The organism is Blautia coccoides (genome assembly GCF_034355335.1).
Lineage (GTDB): Bacteria > Bacillota > Clostridia > Lachnospirales > Lachnospiraceae > Blautia > Blautia producta.
In genome coordinates this window covers 2,267,208-2,287,956 of the sequence record NZ_CP136422.1, presented here as the reverse complement: position 1 = coordinate 2,287,956, position 20,749 = coordinate 2,267,208, and the positions used below count along the sequence as shown (strand labels likewise).

At 45.9% G+C, this 20,749-nt stretch carries 23 protein-coding genes; 2 read left to right on the top strand and 21 right to left on the bottom strand.

Annotated features, from left to right (window positions below; genetic code table 11):
- Positions 1-22 precede the first annotated feature (22 nt).
- The 3 genes from BLCOC_RS10075 to BLCOC_RS10070 form a co-directional block, all read right to left on the bottom strand.
- Complete coding sequence (locus tag BLCOC_RS10075) at positions 23-604, bottom strand: TetR/AcrR family transcriptional regulator (RefSeq protein WP_115625221.1); 582 nt, start codon at positions 602-604, stop codon at positions 23-25.
- Between the two features lie 124 nt (positions 605-728).
- A complete protein-coding gene (locus BLCOC_RS27760) occupies positions 729-818 on the bottom strand; it encodes a cysteine-rich KTR domain-containing protein (RefSeq protein ID WP_115625220.1) in 90 nt (29 codons plus the stop codon).
- A gap of 545 nt (positions 819-1,363) precedes the next feature.
- Positions 1,364-1,984, bottom strand: a complete 621-nt coding sequence (locus BLCOC_RS10070) for a TetR/AcrR family transcriptional regulator (protein ID WP_115625218.1) — start codon at positions 1,982-1,984, stop codon at positions 1,364-1,366.
- Positions 1,985-2,119: 135 nt separating this feature from the next.
- On the opposite strand from BLCOC_RS10070, the gene BLCOC_RS10065 reads away from it, so the two are divergent.
- Entirely contained in the window at positions 2,120-2,752 is a 633-nt protein-coding gene (locus BLCOC_RS10065) for a hypothetical protein (protein WP_115625217.1), read from the top strand.
- A gap of 68 nt (positions 2,753-2,820) precedes the next feature.
- Here BLCOC_RS10065 and BLCOC_RS10060 read toward each other — a convergent pair whose 3' ends face one another.
- The 12 genes from BLCOC_RS10060 to BLCOC_RS10005 all read right to left on the bottom strand — a co-directional run bounded on the left by BLCOC_RS10060 (position 2,821) and on the right by BLCOC_RS10005 (position 13,449).
- Complete coding sequence (locus tag BLCOC_RS10060; RefSeq protein ID WP_115625216.1) at positions 2,821-3,729, bottom strand: conjugal transfer protein; 909 nt, start codon at positions 3,727-3,729, stop codon at positions 2,821-2,823.
- A 21-nt stretch (positions 3,730-3,750) separates the two neighbouring features.
- On the bottom strand, positions 3,751-4,755 hold the full coding sequence (locus BLCOC_RS10055) for a bifunctional lytic transglycosylase/C40 family peptidase (RefSeq protein WP_115625215.1): 1,005 nt from the start codon (positions 4,753-4,755) through the stop codon (positions 3,751-3,753).
- Entirely contained in the window at positions 4,752-6,968 is a 2,217-nt protein-coding gene (locus BLCOC_RS10050; protein WP_115625214.1) for a CD3337/EF1877 family mobilome membrane protein, read from the bottom strand. Before BLCOC_RS10050 ends, BLCOC_RS10055 begins: the two co-directional genes overlap by 4 nt.
- Positions 6,969-6,973: 5 nt before the next feature.
- Entirely contained in the window at positions 6,974-9,424 is a 2,451-nt protein-coding gene (gene tcpF / locus BLCOC_RS10045; RefSeq protein ID WP_115625213.1) for a conjugal transfer ATPase TcpF, read from the bottom strand.
- A complete protein-coding gene (locus BLCOC_RS10040; RefSeq protein WP_115625212.1) occupies positions 9,411-9,800 on the bottom strand; it encodes a conjugal transfer protein in 390 nt (129 codons plus the stop codon). The genes tcpF and BLCOC_RS10040 overlap by 14 nt, the downstream gene beginning before the upstream one ends.
- A gap of 112 nt (positions 9,801-9,912) precedes the next feature.
- Positions 9,913-10,398: an antirestriction protein ArdA gene (locus BLCOC_RS10035; protein ID WP_115625211.1), complete on the bottom strand. Its 486-nt coding sequence runs from the start codon at positions 10,396-10,398 to the stop codon at positions 9,913-9,915.
- Positions 10,399-10,421: 23 nt separating this feature from the next.
- Entirely contained in the window at positions 10,422-10,925 is a 504-nt protein-coding gene (locus BLCOC_RS10030) for an antirestriction protein ArdA (protein ID WP_115625210.1), read from the bottom strand.
- Positions 10,913-11,149: a hypothetical protein gene (locus BLCOC_RS10025; RefSeq protein WP_115625209.1), complete on the bottom strand. Its 237-nt coding sequence runs from the start codon at positions 11,147-11,149 to the stop codon at positions 10,913-10,915. The genes BLCOC_RS10030 and BLCOC_RS10025 overlap by 13 nt, the downstream gene beginning before the upstream one ends.
- 83 nt (positions 11,150-11,232) lie before the next feature.
- Positions 11,233-11,454, bottom strand: coding sequence for a hypothetical protein (locus BLCOC_RS10020; RefSeq protein ID WP_018595057.1), 222 nt, complete (start codon positions 11,452-11,454; stop codon positions 11,233-11,235).
- Positions 11,451-11,585 (bottom strand): DUF3789 domain-containing protein, encoded by a 135-nt coding sequence (locus BLCOC_RS10015; RefSeq protein WP_002592296.1) that lies wholly within the window; start codon positions 11,583-11,585, stop codon positions 11,451-11,453. Before BLCOC_RS10015 ends, BLCOC_RS10020 begins: the two co-directional genes overlap by 4 nt.
- A 3-nt stretch (positions 11,586-11,588) precedes the next feature.
- Positions 11,589-12,806: a MobT family relaxase gene (mobT, locus tag BLCOC_RS10010; protein ID WP_115625208.1), complete on the bottom strand. Its 1,218-nt coding sequence runs from the start codon at positions 12,804-12,806 to the stop codon at positions 11,589-11,591.
- A gap of 232 nt (positions 12,807-13,038) precedes the next feature.
- Positions 13,039-13,449: a hypothetical protein gene (locus BLCOC_RS10005; protein WP_115625207.1), complete on the bottom strand. Its 411-nt coding sequence runs from the start codon at positions 13,447-13,449 to the stop codon at positions 13,039-13,041.
- Positions 13,450-13,554: 105 nt separating this feature from the next.
- On the opposite strand from BLCOC_RS10005, the gene BLCOC_RS10000 reads away from it, so the two are divergent.
- A complete protein-coding gene (locus BLCOC_RS10000; protein WP_044953538.1) occupies positions 13,555-13,755 on the top strand; it encodes a helix-turn-helix domain-containing protein in 201 nt (66 codons plus the stop codon).
- Between the two features lie 2 nt (positions 13,756-13,757).
- Here BLCOC_RS10000 and BLCOC_RS09995 read toward each other — a convergent pair whose 3' ends face one another.
- The 6 genes from BLCOC_RS09995 to BLCOC_RS09970 form a co-directional block, all read right to left on the bottom strand.
- A complete protein-coding gene (locus BLCOC_RS09995; RefSeq protein WP_115625206.1) occupies positions 13,758-15,149 on the bottom strand; it encodes an FtsK/SpoIIIE domain-containing protein in 1,392 nt (463 codons plus the stop codon).
- Between the two features lie 11 nt (positions 15,150-15,160).
- A complete protein-coding gene (locus BLCOC_RS09990; RefSeq protein WP_465221581.1) occupies positions 15,161-15,889 on the bottom strand; it encodes a Mom family adenine methylcarbamoylation protein in 729 nt (242 codons plus the stop codon).
- 98 nt (positions 15,890-15,987) lie between these two features.
- Positions 15,988-16,380, bottom strand: a complete 393-nt coding sequence (locus BLCOC_RS09985; RefSeq protein ID WP_115625204.1) for a YdcP family protein — start codon at positions 16,378-16,380, stop codon at positions 15,988-15,990.
- Between the two features lie 15 nt (positions 16,381-16,395).
- Positions 16,396-16,710, bottom strand: a complete 315-nt coding sequence (locus BLCOC_RS09980; protein WP_070441612.1) for a YdcP family protein — start codon at positions 16,708-16,710, stop codon at positions 16,396-16,398.
- A 214-nt stretch (positions 16,711-16,924) separates the two neighbouring features.
- Positions 16,925-20,383 carry a VaFE repeat-containing surface-anchored protein gene (locus BLCOC_RS09975; protein WP_115625203.1) on the bottom strand — a complete coding sequence of 1,153 codons (3,459 nt, stop codon included), beginning with the start codon at positions 20,381-20,383 and terminating at the stop codon, positions 16,925-16,927.
- Between the two features lie 66 nt (positions 20,384-20,449).
- Positions 20,450-20,692: a hypothetical protein gene (locus tag BLCOC_RS09970; protein ID WP_018597324.1), complete on the bottom strand. Its 243-nt coding sequence runs from the start codon at positions 20,690-20,692 to the stop codon at positions 20,450-20,452.
- Between the last annotated feature and the right edge of the window lie 57 nt (positions 20,693-20,749).

The following is a 20,749-nucleotide window of genomic DNA, read 5'->3' as shown; positions in this document are numbered from 1 at the left end:
CACTTTTTTTTCTTTGACATAATCATATACCTGTGAAAAATCTCTCTAAAACTTCATGAAGGAATTTTCTCCTTTCTTCTGGATTTCTAAGGTTTACCCCTAGTTCAGTTTTAATAACATCAGTCCTAAGAAAAACACCTTGTAAAGACTGCATTAAAAGTATTTCCACCAATGGAGAATTTGTAATGCCTTTTTCAGTACACACTTTATCCACTAAAGGTTTATAAACATTCATTGTCTGATTAGTGTTATCTGTGGGTGACGGAGTTCTGTGGTCTGATAAGATTGAAATTCTTGCTAAGTTTTCATTTTCATACAGATAGGTGAATGTAAGATTAACCATATTCTCCAATCCCTCAAAAGTCGTCATACAAGACATTTCTGTAAGGCAATCATCAAATTTTCCTATAACATTACTAATCATTTTTTGAGCACATTGCGATAGCAAGTTTTCCTTTGTCTGGAAGTGATAATTGATTTGACTTACAGCAATTCCAGCTCTTTTGCTTATATCCCTAATGGTAATGTTTTCTGGTTCTTTCTCAACCTCCTTAATCAACATAATAGCCGTATCAATAATCAAATTCTTAGTGTCATTTTTCATGGGCAGATCCTATCCTTTCATGATATCGAATATATTTTCAAACAATGTTTGAATTGTGATTTGATTTTACTGCTTAAAGATAGGATTGTCAAGGAAAATAAAAAATCTGTTCTTGCTTGCAGCTCTAAAGAGAGCAGATTTTCAATCGTGTTTTATTGTTACAAATAGGGCATAATAACCATTCGTATTTTTTAGCCGTAATTTTACGTTCCATTTCTTATTTTATCTAATTAACCTTTATATTCCGTATCATAAGATGCGATACTATCAAGTTAAACGAGTAAGGATAATATGCAGTATTATAGTAATAAGAAGTATAATCGTAAGCATCCTATGAATCTTTAGCCATTTATTTTTTAGTTGCTTCTTAAATAAATATGAGCCTAAGATAAAAATCATCAATATTATACATAAAGTGCCCGTATTAACCCCTAATTTTTGTGATGAAAGTCTACAATGTATGAAAGTAAGAATTAAGATAATAATACCCAAAGTTTTATGTATTTTGTGCAATAGCTTATTTACTTTCAAAAGATATGTTCTGTTCTTTATATCATTTCCGGAAATATAAATTCTAAGTGGGTAGATAATAAACAATAAGATTAAACCTATAGTAGAACTCCAAGCAAAAATAAAGTTAAGATACAAAATATTACCTCCTATAATGTGAATGAATTCATTCACATTATACGGTACATAAATTGTTTTGTCAATAAAAAACACAGGTAGCAATTATACTCCTGTGTTAAATACAAATTTTTAAAGATTATTCCATTCACTACCAAGTTCAACGTCATCTTTGATTTTTAAAACATTTACGCACAACTCTTTTATTAAAGGAACATAAGAGAGAATATAGTTTTTTGCGTTAATCATTGGCATTTCCAAGTGAATCATGTGCATAATTCCAAAGGTTAAAAATATTGATGTGTTTTTTACATCATCACATACAAAAGTTTGTTCTTTGCATCCTTTATTTATAATTGGTATCATTCTTTCAACAATTTGCATAGAAAGTTGATCTAAACGATTTGCGCTAATTTCGGGTTCTTTATGATAACTAGCTTCAAATTCATTATGCTTTAATGCAAATTCTAGCAAAGACCTAATTATTAGATTAAGTTCCTCTATTGCTGTTAGACTAGACGCAGTTGACGTAGACAAATGCTCTATCGCTTGTTGTGCATAATATTCAGAAGTAGCTCTAAATATATCTTGTTTGGATTTAAAATAACGATAGCATAAACCAGTTGCTATCCCTAGTCTGTTTGCAATATCTTGAATAGTCGTATTATCATACCCATTTTCTGCAAAAAGTTCTAAAGCAGTTACAATAATTTCTTGCCTACGTTCTTCGGGTTTTTTGATTGTCCGTGGCATATGACCCCTCCTTGAGATTTCTAATGAATATATTCATTATGAATTAATTGTATACCTATGTCAAGTGTCTTGACAAAACATGTAAGTAGTATTAATATAAATGAATGAATTCATTCATATAAAATAGGAGGAACTATGAATATTACGAAATTCACATCAATTACATTTGCTATTTGCTTAATAGCATTACCACTTCTTTATATCTATGCGTTTGGTTCACACCCACATTTATTGAATCTGAAACCCACTAAAACTGCTAAATCATGGGCAGCCGAATTCAGACACAATAAAAAATTACACACAATACACGTTCTTGTACTGGCAAGTTCTTTATTGGTAATCAATCTTGCTATAAATATGGCTAATTTATTACCTGCTGAATATCAACTATTTGGTATAATAGGGGAAACGCTATCCATTATAGGTGCAGTTGCTTTAGCTGCTGATAAAGGTGCCTTATGCTTAGTACCCTCTGCATTTGATAGTTTATCAGATAATGATTTTAATCAGTCATTACCTGCTTTACAAACATTACTTGATAATAAGGGATACATATGGGTTGTAAAACTATTAATTCTAATGCCAATAGGGTTTATCATTTTATCAATAGGATTATCGCTATCTGGCGTAATTGCTATCTGGCAAGGAGTCACTTTGATAATCGGTATGTTATTTATGATAAATCCAGACATTGATTTACTTTCTTTAATTGGCTCACTTTTTATGTTAATAAGTTTAGGAAGTATGGGCTTATCTATTATATTTTAAACAAATAAATTGAATGAATTCTAATGAAAAGAGCGAAGAAAATATATCTCCGCTCTTTTTAATAATATTTATTTTACTATTTTCCAGTTCCCATCTATTTCAGCCAGCACCAAATCAAACTGTGAAATCTGTGCTGCCTTTGTTCTCTGGTCGAGATACTTCACCGATACCGACACCTTGACCTTATCCCCATCCATTGTAAACAGCGGATTGATTAGCTCGGAGTACAGATAATCGGTGTTTACAGGTTTCAGCGCATTTCCAGCCACATAGTAGGAAAGCTCCTTGTCCGTAGCCACCGGATACAGCTTGAAGAATGTTTCCAAGAACTCGGTCACTTCCTCTGTGGTGGCAGAGTCCACCGTTCCGTCACTTTCCGCTGTCTTTGGCTCATAGCCGGATTTTGATGGTATCCGGCTGATGGTCGGGTTCTTTGTGATTACTATGTTCCCGTCACTATCCTCATGAACTACTACCGTGTAAGCAGCAATATTGCGGTTGGTCTGGTCGCCCTCTGTAATGGTCTGATCGACCGAATAGAGGACGGTGTACTCGTCTGTGCCAGCCTGCTCCAAGTTCCAGATTTTCACCTCGTTCACCGCAGAACTGGTGGGAATGTCACTTCTCACCGTGTCCACATTCAAGTCCTGTAAGCTCTTTGTTAGATACTGACTGATGGCTTTTGTCCTTGCTTCAATGGCTTCTTTGTTATTCCCCCATGAATAGTAGGCTTTTGCAAAGTCCTTGACAAAGTTTTCAATCTTGTTGGTATCCACGATACGCTGCTCTATGACCTCTTTCTCATGGACGGTGTGTATATCAATGGCGGTGAAATTCTTATACACCCCGAAGCTGACGCTGGCAATCAGCACCAGCCACAGGGCAATCACGGATTTCTTATGCGTGCCTGCTTTTAGAACACGCACTTTTTTAGCCTTGGTGGGTTTTGCTTCTTTCTCTTTTTTCTTCAATCTCATAGTTACCATTTCCTTTCTGTCTTAGTTGGATTTCACACGTCCGGCACCAATGATGTGTTGCTGCCAGTACGAAGTGTTGAGGTCTGCATAGCCAATCGGGTTTCCGGCGTGATACATACGGTTATTTCCTGCATATATCCCCACATGGGTGACATAAGTTCCGGCATTGTAGGTACTGTGGAAGAATACCAAATCACCAGCTTTCGCTTGTGACAGTGGGATATGCTGTGTTGCGTCGTACTGGTCTTGCGCTACCCTCGGCAGGCTGATACCAGCCTTTCCATAGCACCACTGCACCAGACCGCTGCAATCAAAGCTGGTGTTCGGGTTATCGCCCCCGAATACATACGTCCAGCCTTGATATTTGAGAGCTTCATTGAAGATTGCTTGTACCGTGGCATTGCTGAAATTAGGTACTGCCAGATATTGTGCTACCAGCCGGACGTAAAACATATTTCCGTACTTGTACCGCCAGCCGCCATTTTCTTTGATGGAGATTTTATTCTTGTAGGTCACTCTGACACCGCCGGACTTCTCCCTTGCGAAGCTGACCGCCAGTTCAAAGGTGTACTTTTTCCCGTGGCTTGCCACGTAATCAATAAAACCGCCGCCATAGTTGTAGCTCTGGACGACGGTGTTTATATCACAGCCTTTTGCTTTTGCTGAAGCAAGCAGAGAAGCAAAATATTTACATCCCTGTTCAATGGACTGCTCTGTACCTAAAGAGTTGGGCGGCAGACCTAAAGACTCGCTGGACTGCATAACGTCCACCGCTGTGCCGCCGGACTCCACCTGCATGATGGCAAGCAGGTAATTCACATAGTCTGAAATGCCGTATTGCTTCGCATATTTTTCCACAGTCGGCTGGTGTTTCAAGACATCTGCTGACAGGTTCATGCCCGAATAGTCAAAGCCGGAACTGCCGCCGCTTTCCTCGTCGTCTGCTGTGACAATAAAAAGAAACAATAGCAGACTGATAATCACCGTGAAAATCCCACCAAGCAGTGCTAAATGCCGCAGCTTCATTTTTTCCGTCCTTTCTTCGTTGTGTGGGTGGAGGATTTCTTTACGGTATTACGCTGGATGTTCCGGCTTGTTTTCTGTGTATTGGTTTGTCGAATAGTCTTAGTTCCGGCAGGAACAGGCTCTTTTACCGCCTGTGGCTTTGTTGGTTCTTTGACTGTCTGGGAACGTGCCCCAGACTCCCGTACCACTTGCGTGCGCTGTTCCTGTGGTTTTACCGCTGGCTCTCTGCCTTTTGTGTGCGGCGGCTTCTCATAGCTTTCTCTGGATACTGCCGCCGGACGTTCCTTGCTGGTCGGCTCTGTCTTAGGAGCTGCACCTTTCGCAGCAGTCGCCTGTGTTGTCGTTGCGCCGGATACAGGCATTGTGGTTGGTCGCTCATGGACAGGGGCAGTACCTTTCGCCACTGATCCTGTAGGTTTTGCTCTTTCCATTGCCATACGTTTTTCCGCTATGGTCTGCCTGTGGCTGTCCTGTTTTGCTGCCCGTCCTTGCTGCCGGGTGGTTTTTTCCTCCACCATGCCACGCTTGAAGTCGGACACGTTTTCCTTTGCCCGTTCTTTCACGGAATGGACGGCGTAGCCTGCCTGTATCGGCATATCTTTGACCTGTTCTTTGACGGACTGTGCCTTATCCTTGACTCTCTGCTTTGCATCCAGAACCGCACCCACCTTAGAGCCAGCACGCTTGCCAAAGGTGGCGGTATCGCCGGATTGTCCTGTATCGTGGTTGGGGCGGCTGCCTGTGGCATGGTTCTGTCTGTCCGCAGATTTCCTTGTATCGGGTTTACGGCTGCCAGAAGCCGCCGCAGCACCTACCGCACCGCCAGCCATGCCAGCGGCTAACGTCCTGCCGACACGATGTTCCATGCGCCTTGCCCCTCTGTTTAATAGCATATAAGGTCGCCGGAGGATACGCCTGCCGACCTGCTGTGCGTCGCCGGACTGCAAACTGAACATTCCCATCAAATCGCCCAGCTTAAAGTAAATACCTGCAAAGGTGACAATCTGCAAAAAGGCAATCATAAAGAATGGATAGCCTGCCGAGATAGCGTAGAACATGGTACTCACGCTAAATGCGGCGGTGATAATGAGGGTAATGCCTGCCCTCATCATGATGGTGTTAAATAATTTTGTGATTGCTTTCTTTGCCATGCCCTCGTAAGAGGGTATCATAGATAAAATGAAGCTCACGGGCAGAAACATAGCATAGATAATGAACAACACTTGCGAGAAAATCATCATGCCCGTAAGCAGGAATACAAAGACGGAAATACCGATATTGAACAGGAACAGAAATACCACCGTTCCCAAGCGGCTCATAGTCTTTGTGACGCTCATGTTCGGGTTGTCCTTGTCCTCAATTTCCGCAATCACCGTATCCTCTCTGGTGTCGGTGTCCGGGCTGGCAGAGAGCAGACTCTCTACACGGTCTGCACCCAAGTCCTCCATATCGGAGTTGCCGTACTGCAATAACAGCCAAGGCTGCTGCACCTGTATGGAAAACAGGCTGTCACGTATCAAGTCCACACTGTCTTTCCCTTGACTGTCGGAGTTGGGGAGGGTGATTTTCGTACCCAGTGACAGTGCCGCACTGCTGATGTCCGAGGAAAAGTCATTGATTTTTGTAATGTAGTTGGGAGCGTAGGCGATAAAAGACGCTGACAGGACGAATACCACAAGGAAGTTGACGACTGCATGGACAGCCTTTGTGGTTTCCCTCTTGATAAGACCTGTGTACGCCACATAGATACCCACCAGCAGCACAAGGATAAGCAGGAAACCCACATAGAACCCCTGTGCAGCGAAGCCGCCTGCATTTACCCCGGCAAGGGTCTGGATGTTAGTTCCGATTGCGTTTGCGGTATCGGAGATAAAGTCCAGCTTATAGGCTTCCTGCACCACGTACCCTGTGGCGTTGGAGATATACATACTCACTGTCCAGACAAAGTTGGTGATGGCGTACAAGCCGTACTGGATACTCTTGCCGATACCGTCCAGCCAGTTCCAAGGCAGCCAATCCCATGAGCTGTCCACGTAGAAGTCAAGCTGGTAGTTTTCCAGCAGATACTTAGAATACTGGTTAGCAGCGTCTACCGTGTCGTCCACCAATCCGGCGGCATGAGCCACCGTACCCGTGATGGACAGGAAAACGAGGATACCCACAATGACTAAGAGGGTGATACCTGCATAGCGCAGGATTTTATGTTTACGCATAGGCTTCACCTCGTTTCTTCTGTCTGGATTGGTGGTCTGGTGTCAAAGGCGTGGAACAGGTCGGCAAAGACAGGATGTATCTGGATAACGCCCACCCGTCCGTAGAGGTCTTGAAACAGGCATTGCCCGTTCTCCAAATCCCGTAGCCGCTTCTGGTTGTTCTCGTCGTCTTTGTCCACCCCGAAAAATTCCAGCGTGTTCTTGATCTCACCTATGTCCGTGGAGCGGAACGCAAACTTTAAGCCGATATTGTTTTTCATCTTCTCGTCGTCCACGTCGCCGGAGTTCTGTGTCACGAAATAAACGGCGGCGTTCATGGAACGTCCGGCACGTATCAGCTTGTTGGACAGAGCCTTGCCCTGTGCCACCTGCAAGAACGTCCACGCTTCATCTAAATCCACCATCTTAAAAATGCTCCGGTCGGAGTGGATATAGTCGAGGGCAAAGGTGCTGATAACGATAAGCATAGCCACGGAGAGCAGCTCCATTGTTGTGTATTCGGAGGACTCTGTGTCACGGTCTGGCAGCACCAAATCAGCCACCTGTATAATGTTGAGCTGCTTATCTAAGCTGATGGACTGTTCCACCGTACCGTCGGAAAAGAGCAGATGGGAAAAGTCATAGTCCACCATGCTCTCGATATGCTCCGCTATGTTGCTGGCAACAGGCGTGTCCTCTTTCCGAAGCTCGTCAATGACGCACAAAAGACCTCGCCTTTTGCCCTGTGTCACAGAGCGGATTGCCTTTCTAAGCACCGGGAACTTCTCACCGTCACGGCTACTGATACCTGTTAAAAAGGTCAGAATGTCGATTGCAAGGCTTTCAGCGTCTTTTAAGTTCTTCATAATCACGTAAGGGTCAAGCAGTCCTTTGTTCCTTACTTCACTGGTAAGGTTCACGATATTGATTTCATGTGCAATCTCCGGCAGCGTTTCTTTCCAGTTCCCACGCTCGGATTTTGGGTCTACTATGACCGCACTGCCGCCGAACAGCACCGCATAGTAGACAATGAGGTTGTTGCAAAAGGACTTGCCGCCCCCAAGCGAACCAAGGAACGCCGCAGCAAGAGCATTTGTCACAGAGCCTTTGACTCCCTGTGCCGCAAGGCTCGGTTTCAGATAGACGTTCCTGCCCGTGTCAAGGTTATAGCCGATATAGATACCGTCGCTTTCCCCTAACTGCTGGGTCGCACCAAATCCAAGACCTGCCAGAAAATCGCTTGTCACGTACTGGATATAATCATTGATGTAACGCTTGCTGGCTGGAAGAAATTCCCCATGCAGACCAAGCATATCCCCGAACGGGCGCACCAGCTTCACATTGAGGTCGTCGTAAAAGTCCTTGACTTCATCACAGCGGCGTTTCAGCTCGTCCAAGCTGTCTGCCGCCACACGCACCACGTAGGACAGCTTATACATGGACTCTTTGGACTGGTCTAAGGTGGTTTCCAGCTCATTTACAGAGTCCAGAGCGTCCACCACGTTGTTGCTGGTTTCGTTGTTGGACTCCCAAGCGTGATTGTCCAAGTCTTTCAGCTCTTTCTTCTTGTTCCTTACCGTCGTCAATGCTTTCTTGTTGGTGACGATTTCTACATTCATAGACGTGGACACGGGGAACGTGAATTGTTGCTGCTGATAGTAGAAGATTTCCGAAGATGGGAAGTCCAGCTCCCCGACGATATTGTTGATGGTGAAGTAAGCGGCATAGGTCGTCTGTTCCTCGCTGTCCAGCTTTAAGTAACGCTGGTTCTCCGTGATCTGGCAGCGTGTCGGACGGATAAGGTCGTACCGCTTCACCAATGTTTCTTTTTTCAGCTTCTTTATCGGGAAGTCGTAGGCATAGTCCTCATAGGCAACGCCTGTTTTCCCGTAGATATGCTCGATTAGATAGCCAAAATCGTGCTTTTCTAATCGCCGGATTTTAAAGCGGCGGGAGATTTTGCTCTCCAAGAGTTTCTCCATCTTTTGGAAACGGGCGATTTCATCATTGCTCATGGATACAAAGTCGCCCATGAGCTGGTGGTTGACCTCGTAGAGAAAGTCGGCAAAGGTCATGGCAGCGGACTTTCCGGCGTGCTTCAAGCTGATTTCTTCCTCGTTCACCAGCAGCTTAAAGCCAAGAAAAAAGCGGTAGTCAATCTGATTTTCCCCAATCATTTCAACCAACGCTTCGGTCTGTTCGTCTATCTTTGCACAAGCCACCTCACGAAGCCGGCCTGTGACCTCCTTTTTGGAGCGTTCCTGTGTCTGCCGGATACTGGACTCGGTGCTGATCTGCAAGGCGTGTATCTTCCCGTCACGGTTCTGTGCGATTAGCTGCCGCAAGTTGTCATGCACCATGTACTTTTCCTCCGGTGACAGGAACGAATAATTGTAAGGTATCAGCTCATAGTAGGCAAAGCACTCCCCGTCATTGTTGAACACCAGATTGTTTTCGATATATTTAATGGGGAACATACACATCACTCCTAACTGCCGTAATGGCTACATTTAATGATTCCGTTTTCAGCTTCACTGTTTTCCCGGCATAGGTCACTTTCGGGCGAAGCAGGTAGCTGATACTGGATTTTAGGAAACCGTAGGGCTTCTTTCCGTCAAAGGTTTTCTGGCTCATGAACCACGTCACCGCCACGGGGATACCAAAGTATTTGAGGAACGCCCCGTCAATCATGTTCAGGGGCGGCAGCTCTGCAAATACAATCACCGCAAACAGGGATACCACGAACCACGCCATCTGTGTAAATGTGATGGGGAACGGGAGCTGAAAGTCGTTGATAGCGTAAATGACCTTTTCCACGCTCCAAATGCTGGTATAGCTTCTTATTTTCTTCAATGTTTTGTACCATTCCTTTCTTCTAAAATGGAAACAGCAGCCTGCATTTCACAGACTGCTGCTCATAAAATAAGCTGCCAGAATCACACGTTTGTGCAGGTCTGCCAGCTTGTTAATACGGACACTCAAAGACTCCGTATCTGGTTTCTATGAAGCACCCCTCCAAGTCAATGTCACGGGCAAAGGCTTCATAGTCTATGTAGTTTCTCAATCGGTCGGGTATCTCGCCCAGAACGCCGCACTCGTCAATTAAGTGGTAAGCAACGTCTACCATGTTGTCACAAGGGTACTGGATAATATCGTTCTTGTGGTCGTAGAGTTCCTCCACGCTGCAAAAATGGCAGAGCAGGTCGTCAATCACCTCATCCAGCGGATAGTCCAGTTCTTCCACCATCTCGCACAGGCGGTTGACTTCCTCAATGGGCGTGTACTCGTCGATTTCAAAGGGCAGCTCATAGTCATGGATGGCGTATTCTTCGTATCGGTCATTCAAGCCGATCCGTTCTGCCATCTCGTCGTAGTCCACAGGCGGCGTGAACCAGTCGCCCACAAGCTCCCCCTCATTGTACTTGCCAAGGTTGGCAATGTAGACACGCATTTCCTCCAAAGGCAGCCACCGCCTTACCGATAGCGGAACACGCCGCTGGTGGTAAAAAGGTATTCATCGCTTTGTTCCAGCTCATGACCGTAGGAAATGAAATCTATGTGTTTTGCCAGTTCCGGCGGCAGTTCCCCGAAGCGGTGTTCTTCCATGACAAGGTATTCTGCAAGAGAAGCAGCGTCCGGCACATCATAGTGGCGTATCTCGTCCTTGTGGTCGAAAAAGTCGCTGATGTTGTGAAACCACTTTGCCTGTATCTCGCTTAATTCATTTCCAAGGGGCGTGCCCTCAATTTCCTGCACCATGCGGCACAGGGCGTTGATTTCCCAAAGCGGCATATCAGGACTTAGGGAAAAGGGCAGCTCGTAGTCCTCGATTTCAAAATCTTCCTCTTTTTCCACGCCTAACTTTTCCTTAATTTCCTCAAAGGTCACAGGGCAGTTGAACCATGCGCCAGCGTAACCGTCCTCGTCGTCGTTATAAGGTTTTGTGGTGTCTAAGATGTATAATCTCATTTCATACATAATGATAAATCACGTCCTTTCAATTCTGATAGTATTCCCACCAAGACCGGATAATCTACATCAAATACAAAGTGGGAAAATTCTTCTAATTGGTTCAGCGGATAGGCAGCAAGCGGCAGTTTTTTGATTTCCTGCCAGATTTCACGTTTGTGGTAGGGCAGCTCGGTACGTCTGTCACACCCGATTTTTGCCTGCATCTCCGTGAAGATGTCTTTTTGTACCATTCCGTCACCCCCTTTTCATTCCCCCTATGCCCGAACTCCCATAGGGGGATAGGTAGGTTTGCGACAGGCGCAAACCCTTGATTTTAAGCTCCGATAATCTTGTTGAACAGGTTTAAGAGTACATCTTTTACGCCGCCAGCGTTGAACACCAGACCGACAGCGACTAAGGCAATCACCAGAAAGCCAATCAGCTTGCTAAATTCTCTCTTAAAGCCTAAGTAAATACCAATCACCACGATTGCCATTAGCACAAGGCTCTGTGCATTACTCAAAAACCAGTTGTATAGGTTCTGTCCAAAGTTCATTTTTTATTGCTCCTTTCCATTTCTTCTAAGTGGGTATCTGCTTCTTTCCCGACTTGCAGGATACACATAAGCACCACGCCCATTCCCATGCCTGCCGATACCAGCAGCAGGTCAAACAATATGTGCCACATTTCTTATTCCTCCTTGTCCTTGACAGTCATTTCCTCCACGGTGACGGAGAGCTGCCGCAAGACCTTTTCCAATCGGTCGGAGAGCTTCGCATGTTTCACCATGTCCTTAATCACCGTCGTGTTGTTCTGTTTATCCAGTTTTTCAGCTACCTGCAAGGTAGGGGCGACCTGCCTTGCCAGCCAGTTTAAGGTACGCTGGAAATTGTACGGTTCTGGTTCGGTCGTCAGTTTCAGCCGCCCACGCCCCTCACCGAGAAACCACGCCCAACGCTGATTTGTCTGCCATTCGCTCCGTCGCTTCGTGTCGTCCTTATCGGCAAACCGTACATAGCGGTTGATGATGGAAAATGCAGTGCGTTCAGCGTCATAGTAGGTCAGCAGGTCACGCACCGCATAGTAGGCTCGCTCGTTCTTTAAACGGATTTCAAAGCGGTTCTTGACAGGCGTTTCCTCAACGGGGATGTCGTATTTTACGAACTGCTCGTAATCTTTTTCATACACACAGAAGTAGACCTCTGATTTCAGTGAACCAATATAGAGCGTGTGCCCCATGCCGGACTTGTTTTTTTCATGGCTCTGCACCAGCTCGCCGGAGCGGTAGGACTTGAAACTTCGGAATACGGAAATACATTCCTCATTCCGGCATTTAGCGGTCAGTTCTGGAATGTCCAGTATCCCCACCATATCGTTGATGGCAAGGTCTATCCGCTTGAACACGCCGCCCTCGCAGAGAGCATCCGTGAAGAAGTCGTACCAGCTCCTATGCTGTGCCAGCAGGAAGTTTTCAAACTGGCGGCAGCCTTTTCCTTTCAGTTCCAGCAGCACCCCCTTTTCCTGTTCGGGGGATACCAAAACAAATATATCCCCCATGTAGTAATGCTCTGGATAGGAGTAGAAGCCGAAGTCCTCATGTATCATAAAATCCAGCTTTAATTTAAGGATGGTTTCGACCACAAACCGCACGTCTGTGGTAGGAAACCGTATCCGCACATAATCAAATAGCATGGTAAGCGGTGTTTCTGGATTGTACCGTTCCAGAGCTTGCAGCAGGTTTTCTTTGATTTCCTCACTGGGAGCAGCACTGCCGGACTCTATCTTGCCAAGGTACTGCCTTGTAATGCCAGCCGTCACCGCCAGCTTGTTTTGTGAAACGCCGTATGCCAGCCGTTTTTCTTTTAACTCTGTGTTCCAGTCTGTATCATTCAGTAAAAATCCCTCCATTCTGGAAAAAGTGTCAACTAGAAGCGTTCCAGTTGACACCCTCTGAAAGTAGAAAAAGTCCTTATTTTACAAGGACTTTCCTAACTTCTTTGACTGTTTCCTATTGTATTTGTGCCCCCCTGTTAGATACCGGGGGGCGGATGGTTGTGGCGGCAAGCCGCCCCAACACGGCTAGGGCGAACCAGCGGCTTTCGCTTCGCACGCCGCCTGTCCGTCCTGCCTTTGGTCGTTTTTATTCAACCGATAATTCAAACTTTTGCGGATTGTCCACAATGTTATAGTCGGTCAGAGTACCCCCTTTTACTTTGTAACTAAGTCTGAATACGGGTTCACCTCTTTTCACGTCATGTTCAGACAGGTACACCGCAGCGTGCAGATTATTGGGGATACCATAATCGTAGCTGAACAGTATGTTGCTAAAGTCATTTTCCCTGCATTTTCTGACGATCTCCCTTGCACAATCCATTTTGTCGGGGATATATAGCCTGTTCACCACCACAATAAGGTGTTCTTCCTTATAAGCTCCTGCCGCAAAGGAACGGCTGTTGTAAACTGACATTTCCCGTCCATTTTGTAAATAATCTGCCGCCATAACTGCCACAATAAATACAGCGGCAAAACCTAATGATTTCTTCCTATCCATCCATATCACCCCTTTACCCTGTATGTACATACAGTGTACTGTAATACATCTTATTTTTCAATACAGTTGTATATATAATTTAATCAAAAGGACTGGTGTAAAAGAATGATGGTATACATTGATTTAGAACGGCTCTTGAAAGAGAAGAATATCAGCAAGAACAAGGTATGTGAAGCCTGCAAGCTCCAACGCACACAGCTCAATAATTACTGCAAGGGCAAAGTCACCAGAGTAGACCTTGCGATACTTGCCAGATTGTGTGAATTTCTTGACTGCACGCCAAACGACATATTGAAGTTACGCTAAAGCTATGGGAATGTTCCCGTAGCTTCTTTTTTCACCTCCTTTCCTGCCAGCTCCCCAATCACCGTTAAAAAGTCATGCCCTTTTGGTACAAGGGGAGTGTAAAACTCTGATATGACACTCGTTCCCGTATCCACGTAGCCACGCCCTTTGATCTGCTTTAAGAAAAAGTCCTTGTCCACCTCACCGAACATCATAGAATACCCAAGCTCTGACATTCTGCCAAGTGCCACACGGAAATTAAACTGGTCACGGATACCGTCGCCAAGGTATTTTGCGTCCGGTCGCTGACAGGCGAGAATGAGGAAATATCCTGCCTGCCGTCCGAGCATGACAATCTGTTTCAGTTTATTCAAGACCAAAGCGTTTTCCTTTGTCGTCAGCATTTCCATAAACGCCACGTATTCGTCAAAAATGAGGAAGTGGGGCGGCAGACCTAAATAAGCATAGTTTTCCCCTGTCTTGTAACCGTCCATGCGCTTCATGGCTTCGCTCCGTTCCATCATGCCATCATAAAAGTGGTCGATACAGTCTGTGATTTCCTCCTTTCGGTAGTAGACTTCGGACATGACGGCGGACAGGTCGGCAAGGTCGGCGTTCTTCGGGTCAAGCACATACAGTTTGGCGTTGGTACGCAGGAGTGCTTCTATGATGGTAAGGATAAAGTAGGTCTTACCGCCGCCAGTGCCGCCAGCAATCAGCATATGAGGGAGCTTGTCATATTCCCAATACACATTTTTCATGAGCCGCAGGCTGCCGCCTGCCGCCTGTACCTCATCTATGGTGATACGGTTGGCAATGGTGTCATAGAGTAAGACATATTCCACAAAGCTGTCTTTCAGCTCTTTGGAAACCAGCTCACAGTACAAGCCTGTTTCCAGCTTCTTTTCCAAGTGCAGGAGCTGGTCTTGATATTTTCCCAAGGTGATTTCTGCCAGTATGTGTATAAGTCCATTATCTAGGCGGTAGTACACTTTGGGAAAGTGAGTGATTTTCTCCTTTGACCTGCTGGCAGGCAAGTCTTTGAAAAAGCCGCCATCCTGTGACTGCTCGGACTCATACCAGCCATTTTCCAATATCATCCGTGACAGCTTTTGACGGTGACAGAGCTGCTTTATTCTGTCCGGCTGGTAACGGGCATACAGGAACGCAGACAAACCGCAGACCAGCACCGCCGCTACAAGAGATACTATCATGTAGGGCGTAACCGAGAGCTTAATGCTGCCGTTTTGAAATAACGAAACCGTGTTCCGGTCCGTATGCAGCAGCGTATTGATATTCAAAAGCAGCACGACCGCAAAGAGCAGGCACGCCAGCCGACCGCCCAATGACCGCACCACCAGCGACTTGTCACTGGCACGGATACGGTTGCCTTTATAGTGTTTGTAAAGTTGCATAAGTCCTCCTTTCAACAGTGGTTATAGTCCTGTGTGTTATAGCGGCAGGTGTTCTTATCAAAATGCGGCTGCCGGATGGTTTCATAGACTCTGTTAGAAACCCGTCTTTGAAACAGCAGGCTGCCATCTTTGGGATAGTGATGTCTGGCATAACAGGGATAGGCGTTTAAAATCTGCCTTGCTTCTTTCGTCAGTGGGTAGATATAACGGAACATAAGTCCATTGATCTTCTCTATCCCTTTGTACTCACAAAACGCATGGGTCAGCCAGTGCCGCTTCTTTACGCCATCCATTCGGGCATTTTCTTCCAGCAGTATTCTGGCACTTCGGGGATGTATCTTTTCGCCCGTTTCCCGGTCACGGTATACGCTAGTCTTGAAGCTGCCAAGGTAGTAGAAGTTAGAAGCCTGATATACATAACCGCATTTTCCCTCAATGCCATCCGCAAGTGTGTATAGAAAAAGGCAGCCTGTGTTCACCCGTAGCCACTTAATCAAAGCGGAGAGGGCAAGGCTGCCAAAATACTGGTTATGGTTCATTTCTGGTAGAAAGCACATCTTCCCGATTTCCAGATAATCGGATGTCACCAGCTTATGCTGTGGGAAAATCTTGCGGATGGTCTGTAAGGGTTGCGTTCCCCATCCAAGCTCCACAACCCCTGTCAATCGGTTTTCATGGTAAATCCCCAAGAAGTAGACGCAGAGCCGTGGTATCACTTTGGAATAGTGGTATTCACGTATGAAAGTGACTGCCGTATCTTTGGGGATTTCCCGTATTGCTAAACGCTCAATAAATCTGATTCTCCTTTCTGTCCTCTGTCAAAATCCCACTAACAGGCTTATTTTCCGTCGGGATTGTCTTTTTTCGGCTGCTGGTTCTGTGGATGTCCAATAGGCTGACCGCCTTTATTCTTTAATACAATGTCGTCAGCTTTGATGTACCAGTCAACATCTGCCCCTTGAAATGTAGCGGTCGCTACCGTATCTGCCACAGGGTTGATGATCTCCACCTCGGCGTTGTAGTCAAATTCTTTTAAAGGCACAGAAGCCGGGATACTCACCTGTATCATGCGCCCCTGTCCTCTGGACTTCAAATCATACGTGCGCTCCTTTATTTCCTCGGACGCTGTTCCATCTTCATTCTGGATGTGTACCTCACGTCTAAGGGCAGAGAATTTCAGCACACCAAATGTCTTTTCTTTATCTATGATAATTCCGTTTGCTAATCTCATAATCTCTTGACCTCCTTATGCTTTCACCATGTCGTCAGCGGACAGGATATAGTTGGTAAATCCACGGGTGCCGATTTTGTAACCGTCAGCCGTGATTTTCGGGTTGATAAGTTTTACCTTTTCCTCCACCTCAAAATTTTTCTCTCCGGCAGAAGCAGGCAGGATAACAATAATGTCATCGGCTCTCTGTACGTCAGAATACAGATTGAAACTTCGGGAAATGACCGTCATGCGCCCGTTTACCCGACGCTGCTCGGTCTTGCCCTCTCCGGCATATTCTAAGTTTCCGAATGTTTTTTCCATGTTAGGGATTACGTGTTTTAATTCCATATGTGTTTACCTCTTTTCTTTCTATGTGCGTAGCTTTAAGGGAAGAGCATGGGGGAGCTACAATCCCCCATACCCCCTAGTGGACTGTTTTTTTTCTATCAATCAAAAAGACGATTGACAGAAAAGAAACAGTGTAAAGGTTTTATCCAGCAGTTTGAACCATCCCGGCAGGCGGTGAGCGTGTATGCAGCTTCATAGGCAGTCACCTCACACTCTATTTATCACTGTCATGCTTCATGGAACGGCGTTTCTTATAGGCTGCAAAAGCAAGACCAGCCGCAGAGAGTCCAAGCAGGACAGCAAAGACAGCCACATTGGTGTTATCACCCGTTTTGGGGGAGTCCGTCACCTTATGGCTCGGCGTGTCTGGTGTTTCCGGTTTCTTTGGTTCTTCGGGCGCAGGCGTTTCCGGCACTTCCTTGATTGTGATTGTCTGCTCCTTGTCCGTGATGTCCTTATGTTCTGTGACTTTTACAGGCTCGTCAGGGTTGGTGATGTCGTAGAGTTCCTCAAAGGTCACAAGCTGCTTGCCGCCCAACTTTGAAGCGTCAAATGTAAAGACAATCTCCACCTCCATTTTGGTGTCGGCAGCGGTGAATGTGTAGTCATTCTCCACACGTTTCCCGTCAATGAGAAGCTCGGCATTTTCATCCTTTACCATCTGCCAGCCTTTGAGCTGGTACTTTGTACCCACTTCCAGACCGTCCAGCGTGACCGTATCCACGATTGTGACCTCTTTGCCAGCTTCTATGGCTTTTTCACCGTCTTTGCTGGCGGCAGTGGTATGGATTTTGATTATGCGCTCGGTGATAAGAACCGTCTGCCCCTCGTCCTCTATGTCTTTATGTTCCGTGACCTTTACAGGCTCGTCGGGATTGGTTACGTCGTAGAGTTCCTCAAACGTCACCAAGTTCTTGCCGCCAAGGGCAGAAGCGTTGAATGTAAAGGTGACCTCCACTTTCATTTCCTCCTTATTGGCAGTAAATGTGTGATCACTCTCCACACGCCTGCCATCCATGAGAAGCTCGGTGTTTTCATCTTTTACCATCTGCCAGCCTTTGAGCTGGTATCTTGTACCTACTTCCAGACCATCTATAGTGACCGTATCCACGATTGTGACCTCTTTGCCAGCAACGATTACTTTCTCGCCCGTGGCTTTGTCCGCAGCTGTGGTATGGATTTTAATTACACGGTCTTTGATGGATACCGTCTGCCCGTCGTCCTCAATGTCTTTGTGTTCAGCCACTTTGACAGGCTCATTCTTGTCGGATAAGTCGTATAGTTCTTCAAAAGTAACCAAGTCTTTACCCCCAAGGGCAGAAGCATTGAACGTATATTCTACCTTGACTTTCATTTCCTCACTGTCAGCGGTGAATGTGTATTCACTCTCAACACGCTTGTCATCAATAATAAGCTCGGCATTTTCATCCTTTATCATCTGCCAGCCTTTGAGCTGGTACTTTGTGCCCTTTTTCAGACCGTCCAGCGTGACCGTGTCCACAATCGTGACCTCTTTTCCGGCAATGATTGATTTCTCACCCGTGGCTTTATCCGCAGCGGTGGTATGGATAGAGATTTCTTTTTCGTAGTCGTCAGTGAGCGTTCCCAAGTCAATGACTACCTTATCTCTGGAAACCACAATCTCAAAAGCCGGAATGAGCTTAAACCCCTTATTACTGTCGCAGCGCAATTCCTCAATCTTGTAGGTATCGTACAGCAGCGCACCTTTGGAGTCGTCCGGTTCAGACGTACCGAACCAGATACCGTCCTCGCTGGTCTTGCCCCTGTTGGTATTCTGCTTATGGGATACCCAGTCAGAAGCGGTAGAGAACTGTCCGTTTTTATCAGTCACGACAACGTGGCTCTCACCTGTGGTCTTGCTGGTAATGCGGAACGGAACGTCAGCAAGGCGCTTGTGTGTTCCGTCACCGATTTTCACGCCCTCAATGTCACCACGCTTGATCTGGTTGTAGATGGATTGTTCCGCACCAGTCAAGTCCACAATTTTGCCATTTTCCTTAATGGTAAATTCACGGGAAACCGCACCCGTCGCCAAGTAGCCTGCCGGACTCTTTTTTTCATCAATACGGTATGTTCCAAATGGCAGCGTATCCACAGCCGTAGAAGCGATACCGTCAATGCCTGTAAGGATGGTTTTCACAACCTCGCCTTTGTTATAGAGCTTTCCATCCACCAGCACAGCGTTCTCATTTAGGCTGGTAATGGTGAACTCCGTATCTTTTAAAGTTGCGCCGCCCTGTGGCTTCGTGTCCTGTGTTTCAAGGTCACGCTTTTGGATTTTCACGCCGCCACGGATAACCTTATCAGACACGGAATACTGGTTGCTGCCTGTAAGCACCGCCAGCTCCCCATCCTCGGTAATCTGTGCCAGATACATTCCTTTGATTTGTTCCTCGCTGCCGTTTGCCTGCATATATGCACCCTCCAACAAGTAACCTGCTGGACTCTTGCTTTCGGATACGGTCAGTGTTCCAAGTGGCAGGCATGGCACGCCATCCTGTAAGTAGAAGCTGTCGCCGGATACTTTGTAGCGGTCTGTCAGCTTTGTGATGTAATGGATAGTTCCGTCGCTGCCTTTTTCAGCCACGGTCTTTGTTGTCCATGAACGGGTCGGCTTTGCTGGCAGGTTGTCTTTGTTGTAGTACCCGTCATAATAATTCCAAACGAACTCTGCACCCTCCAAAGAAGCTGCCCCTTGTGCCACTCCCTTTGATGTTTCCATGTCTATCTTAAAAAGCTCAATCAATGTGGTTGTAGCTTTGGGTGTATCGCTGACTTTCAATGTGGATGTTTCACCAGCTTTGACAGTCAACGGATATACCGTCTTGTCCAACTGGAAACCTGCCGCCGGAACGGATAACTCCTTGATATAGATTTTACCAGCCTTTACCTCTACCGCTTCGGTGTTCCCGTCTTTATCTGTCGTAAGGGTGGCAAGCTGTTCCTTGCAGCCTTTATCAGCAAAGACACCATACGTCGCACCAGCAAGGGAATAGCTGTTGTTTCCGTTGGTAATGGTGGGATTGGAGGACACCTTTTGAAGTGCCGCATTTCCCACATCCAGCTTCGCCCAGAACTGTCCTAATTCCTGTCCGTCGCCGGAATAGATATAGCCGCCGCAGTCGTAGCGTCCTTTGTTGGCTTTTACAAATGCCTTTGCGCCAGCGTATACCTCGTCCTGTACTGCTTTAGATACCTCGTCATAGGCAGCTCGTACATTGTCACAGCTCCATCCTAAATGCACGCTTAAACGCTGCCAGACAACGCACTGTTCCAGTAAATAAGTCTGTTTGTAATTCAGCTCTTTGTGGCTGGCTGCATACTGTTTGACGTATTCCAGTGAGAGAGCAACGTCAGCAATCTGGTCGACACTCATACGGGAACTTGCGTCCGAGCGTGTCTTGTAGCCGGACTGAAAATCTGTGTTGATGTCGATACAGTAGGCGGTTTCTCCCTCCACCTGCATAATGCCCTCATGGAACGTAGAACCGATACTGCCATCATTCATAACCTTTTCTACATAGCCTGCCTTTTCCTGTGCGTCTGTCCAGTATTGTTTCTCCGCAGCCTGTACCTGTGAAACAGGTAAGGTTGTGAAAACCGCAGCCAGACTTAGTACGCCTGCAAGCAGACGGTTCATAATCTTTTTCATAAAAATAAATCCTCCTTTCGCTTTTTAGGTATGAAAAAGGACGCTCATTTCTGAACGTCCTGTAATTTATATCTGAACCTTTAAAGAATATTTATATTCCGCATAGTGTTCACTAAGTACATATTCAATAACGTGTGCTTTAGGTATCATATAAGTATGGCGAATACAAAAATGCTTCACTTTCTTTTCACGCATGAGCTTTCTTGCCGTACTGTCACCGATACCACCTAGCATTTCTCTAAATTGCTCCAAATTCACTATGTCCGGGTAGTCCTTAAAGCGTTCTTGATAGTATTGTTTATTTCTCATTTTTTGTCAGCTCCTTATTATCATTTGTCAGTGATAGGTGCTGACTGCTTTATAAAT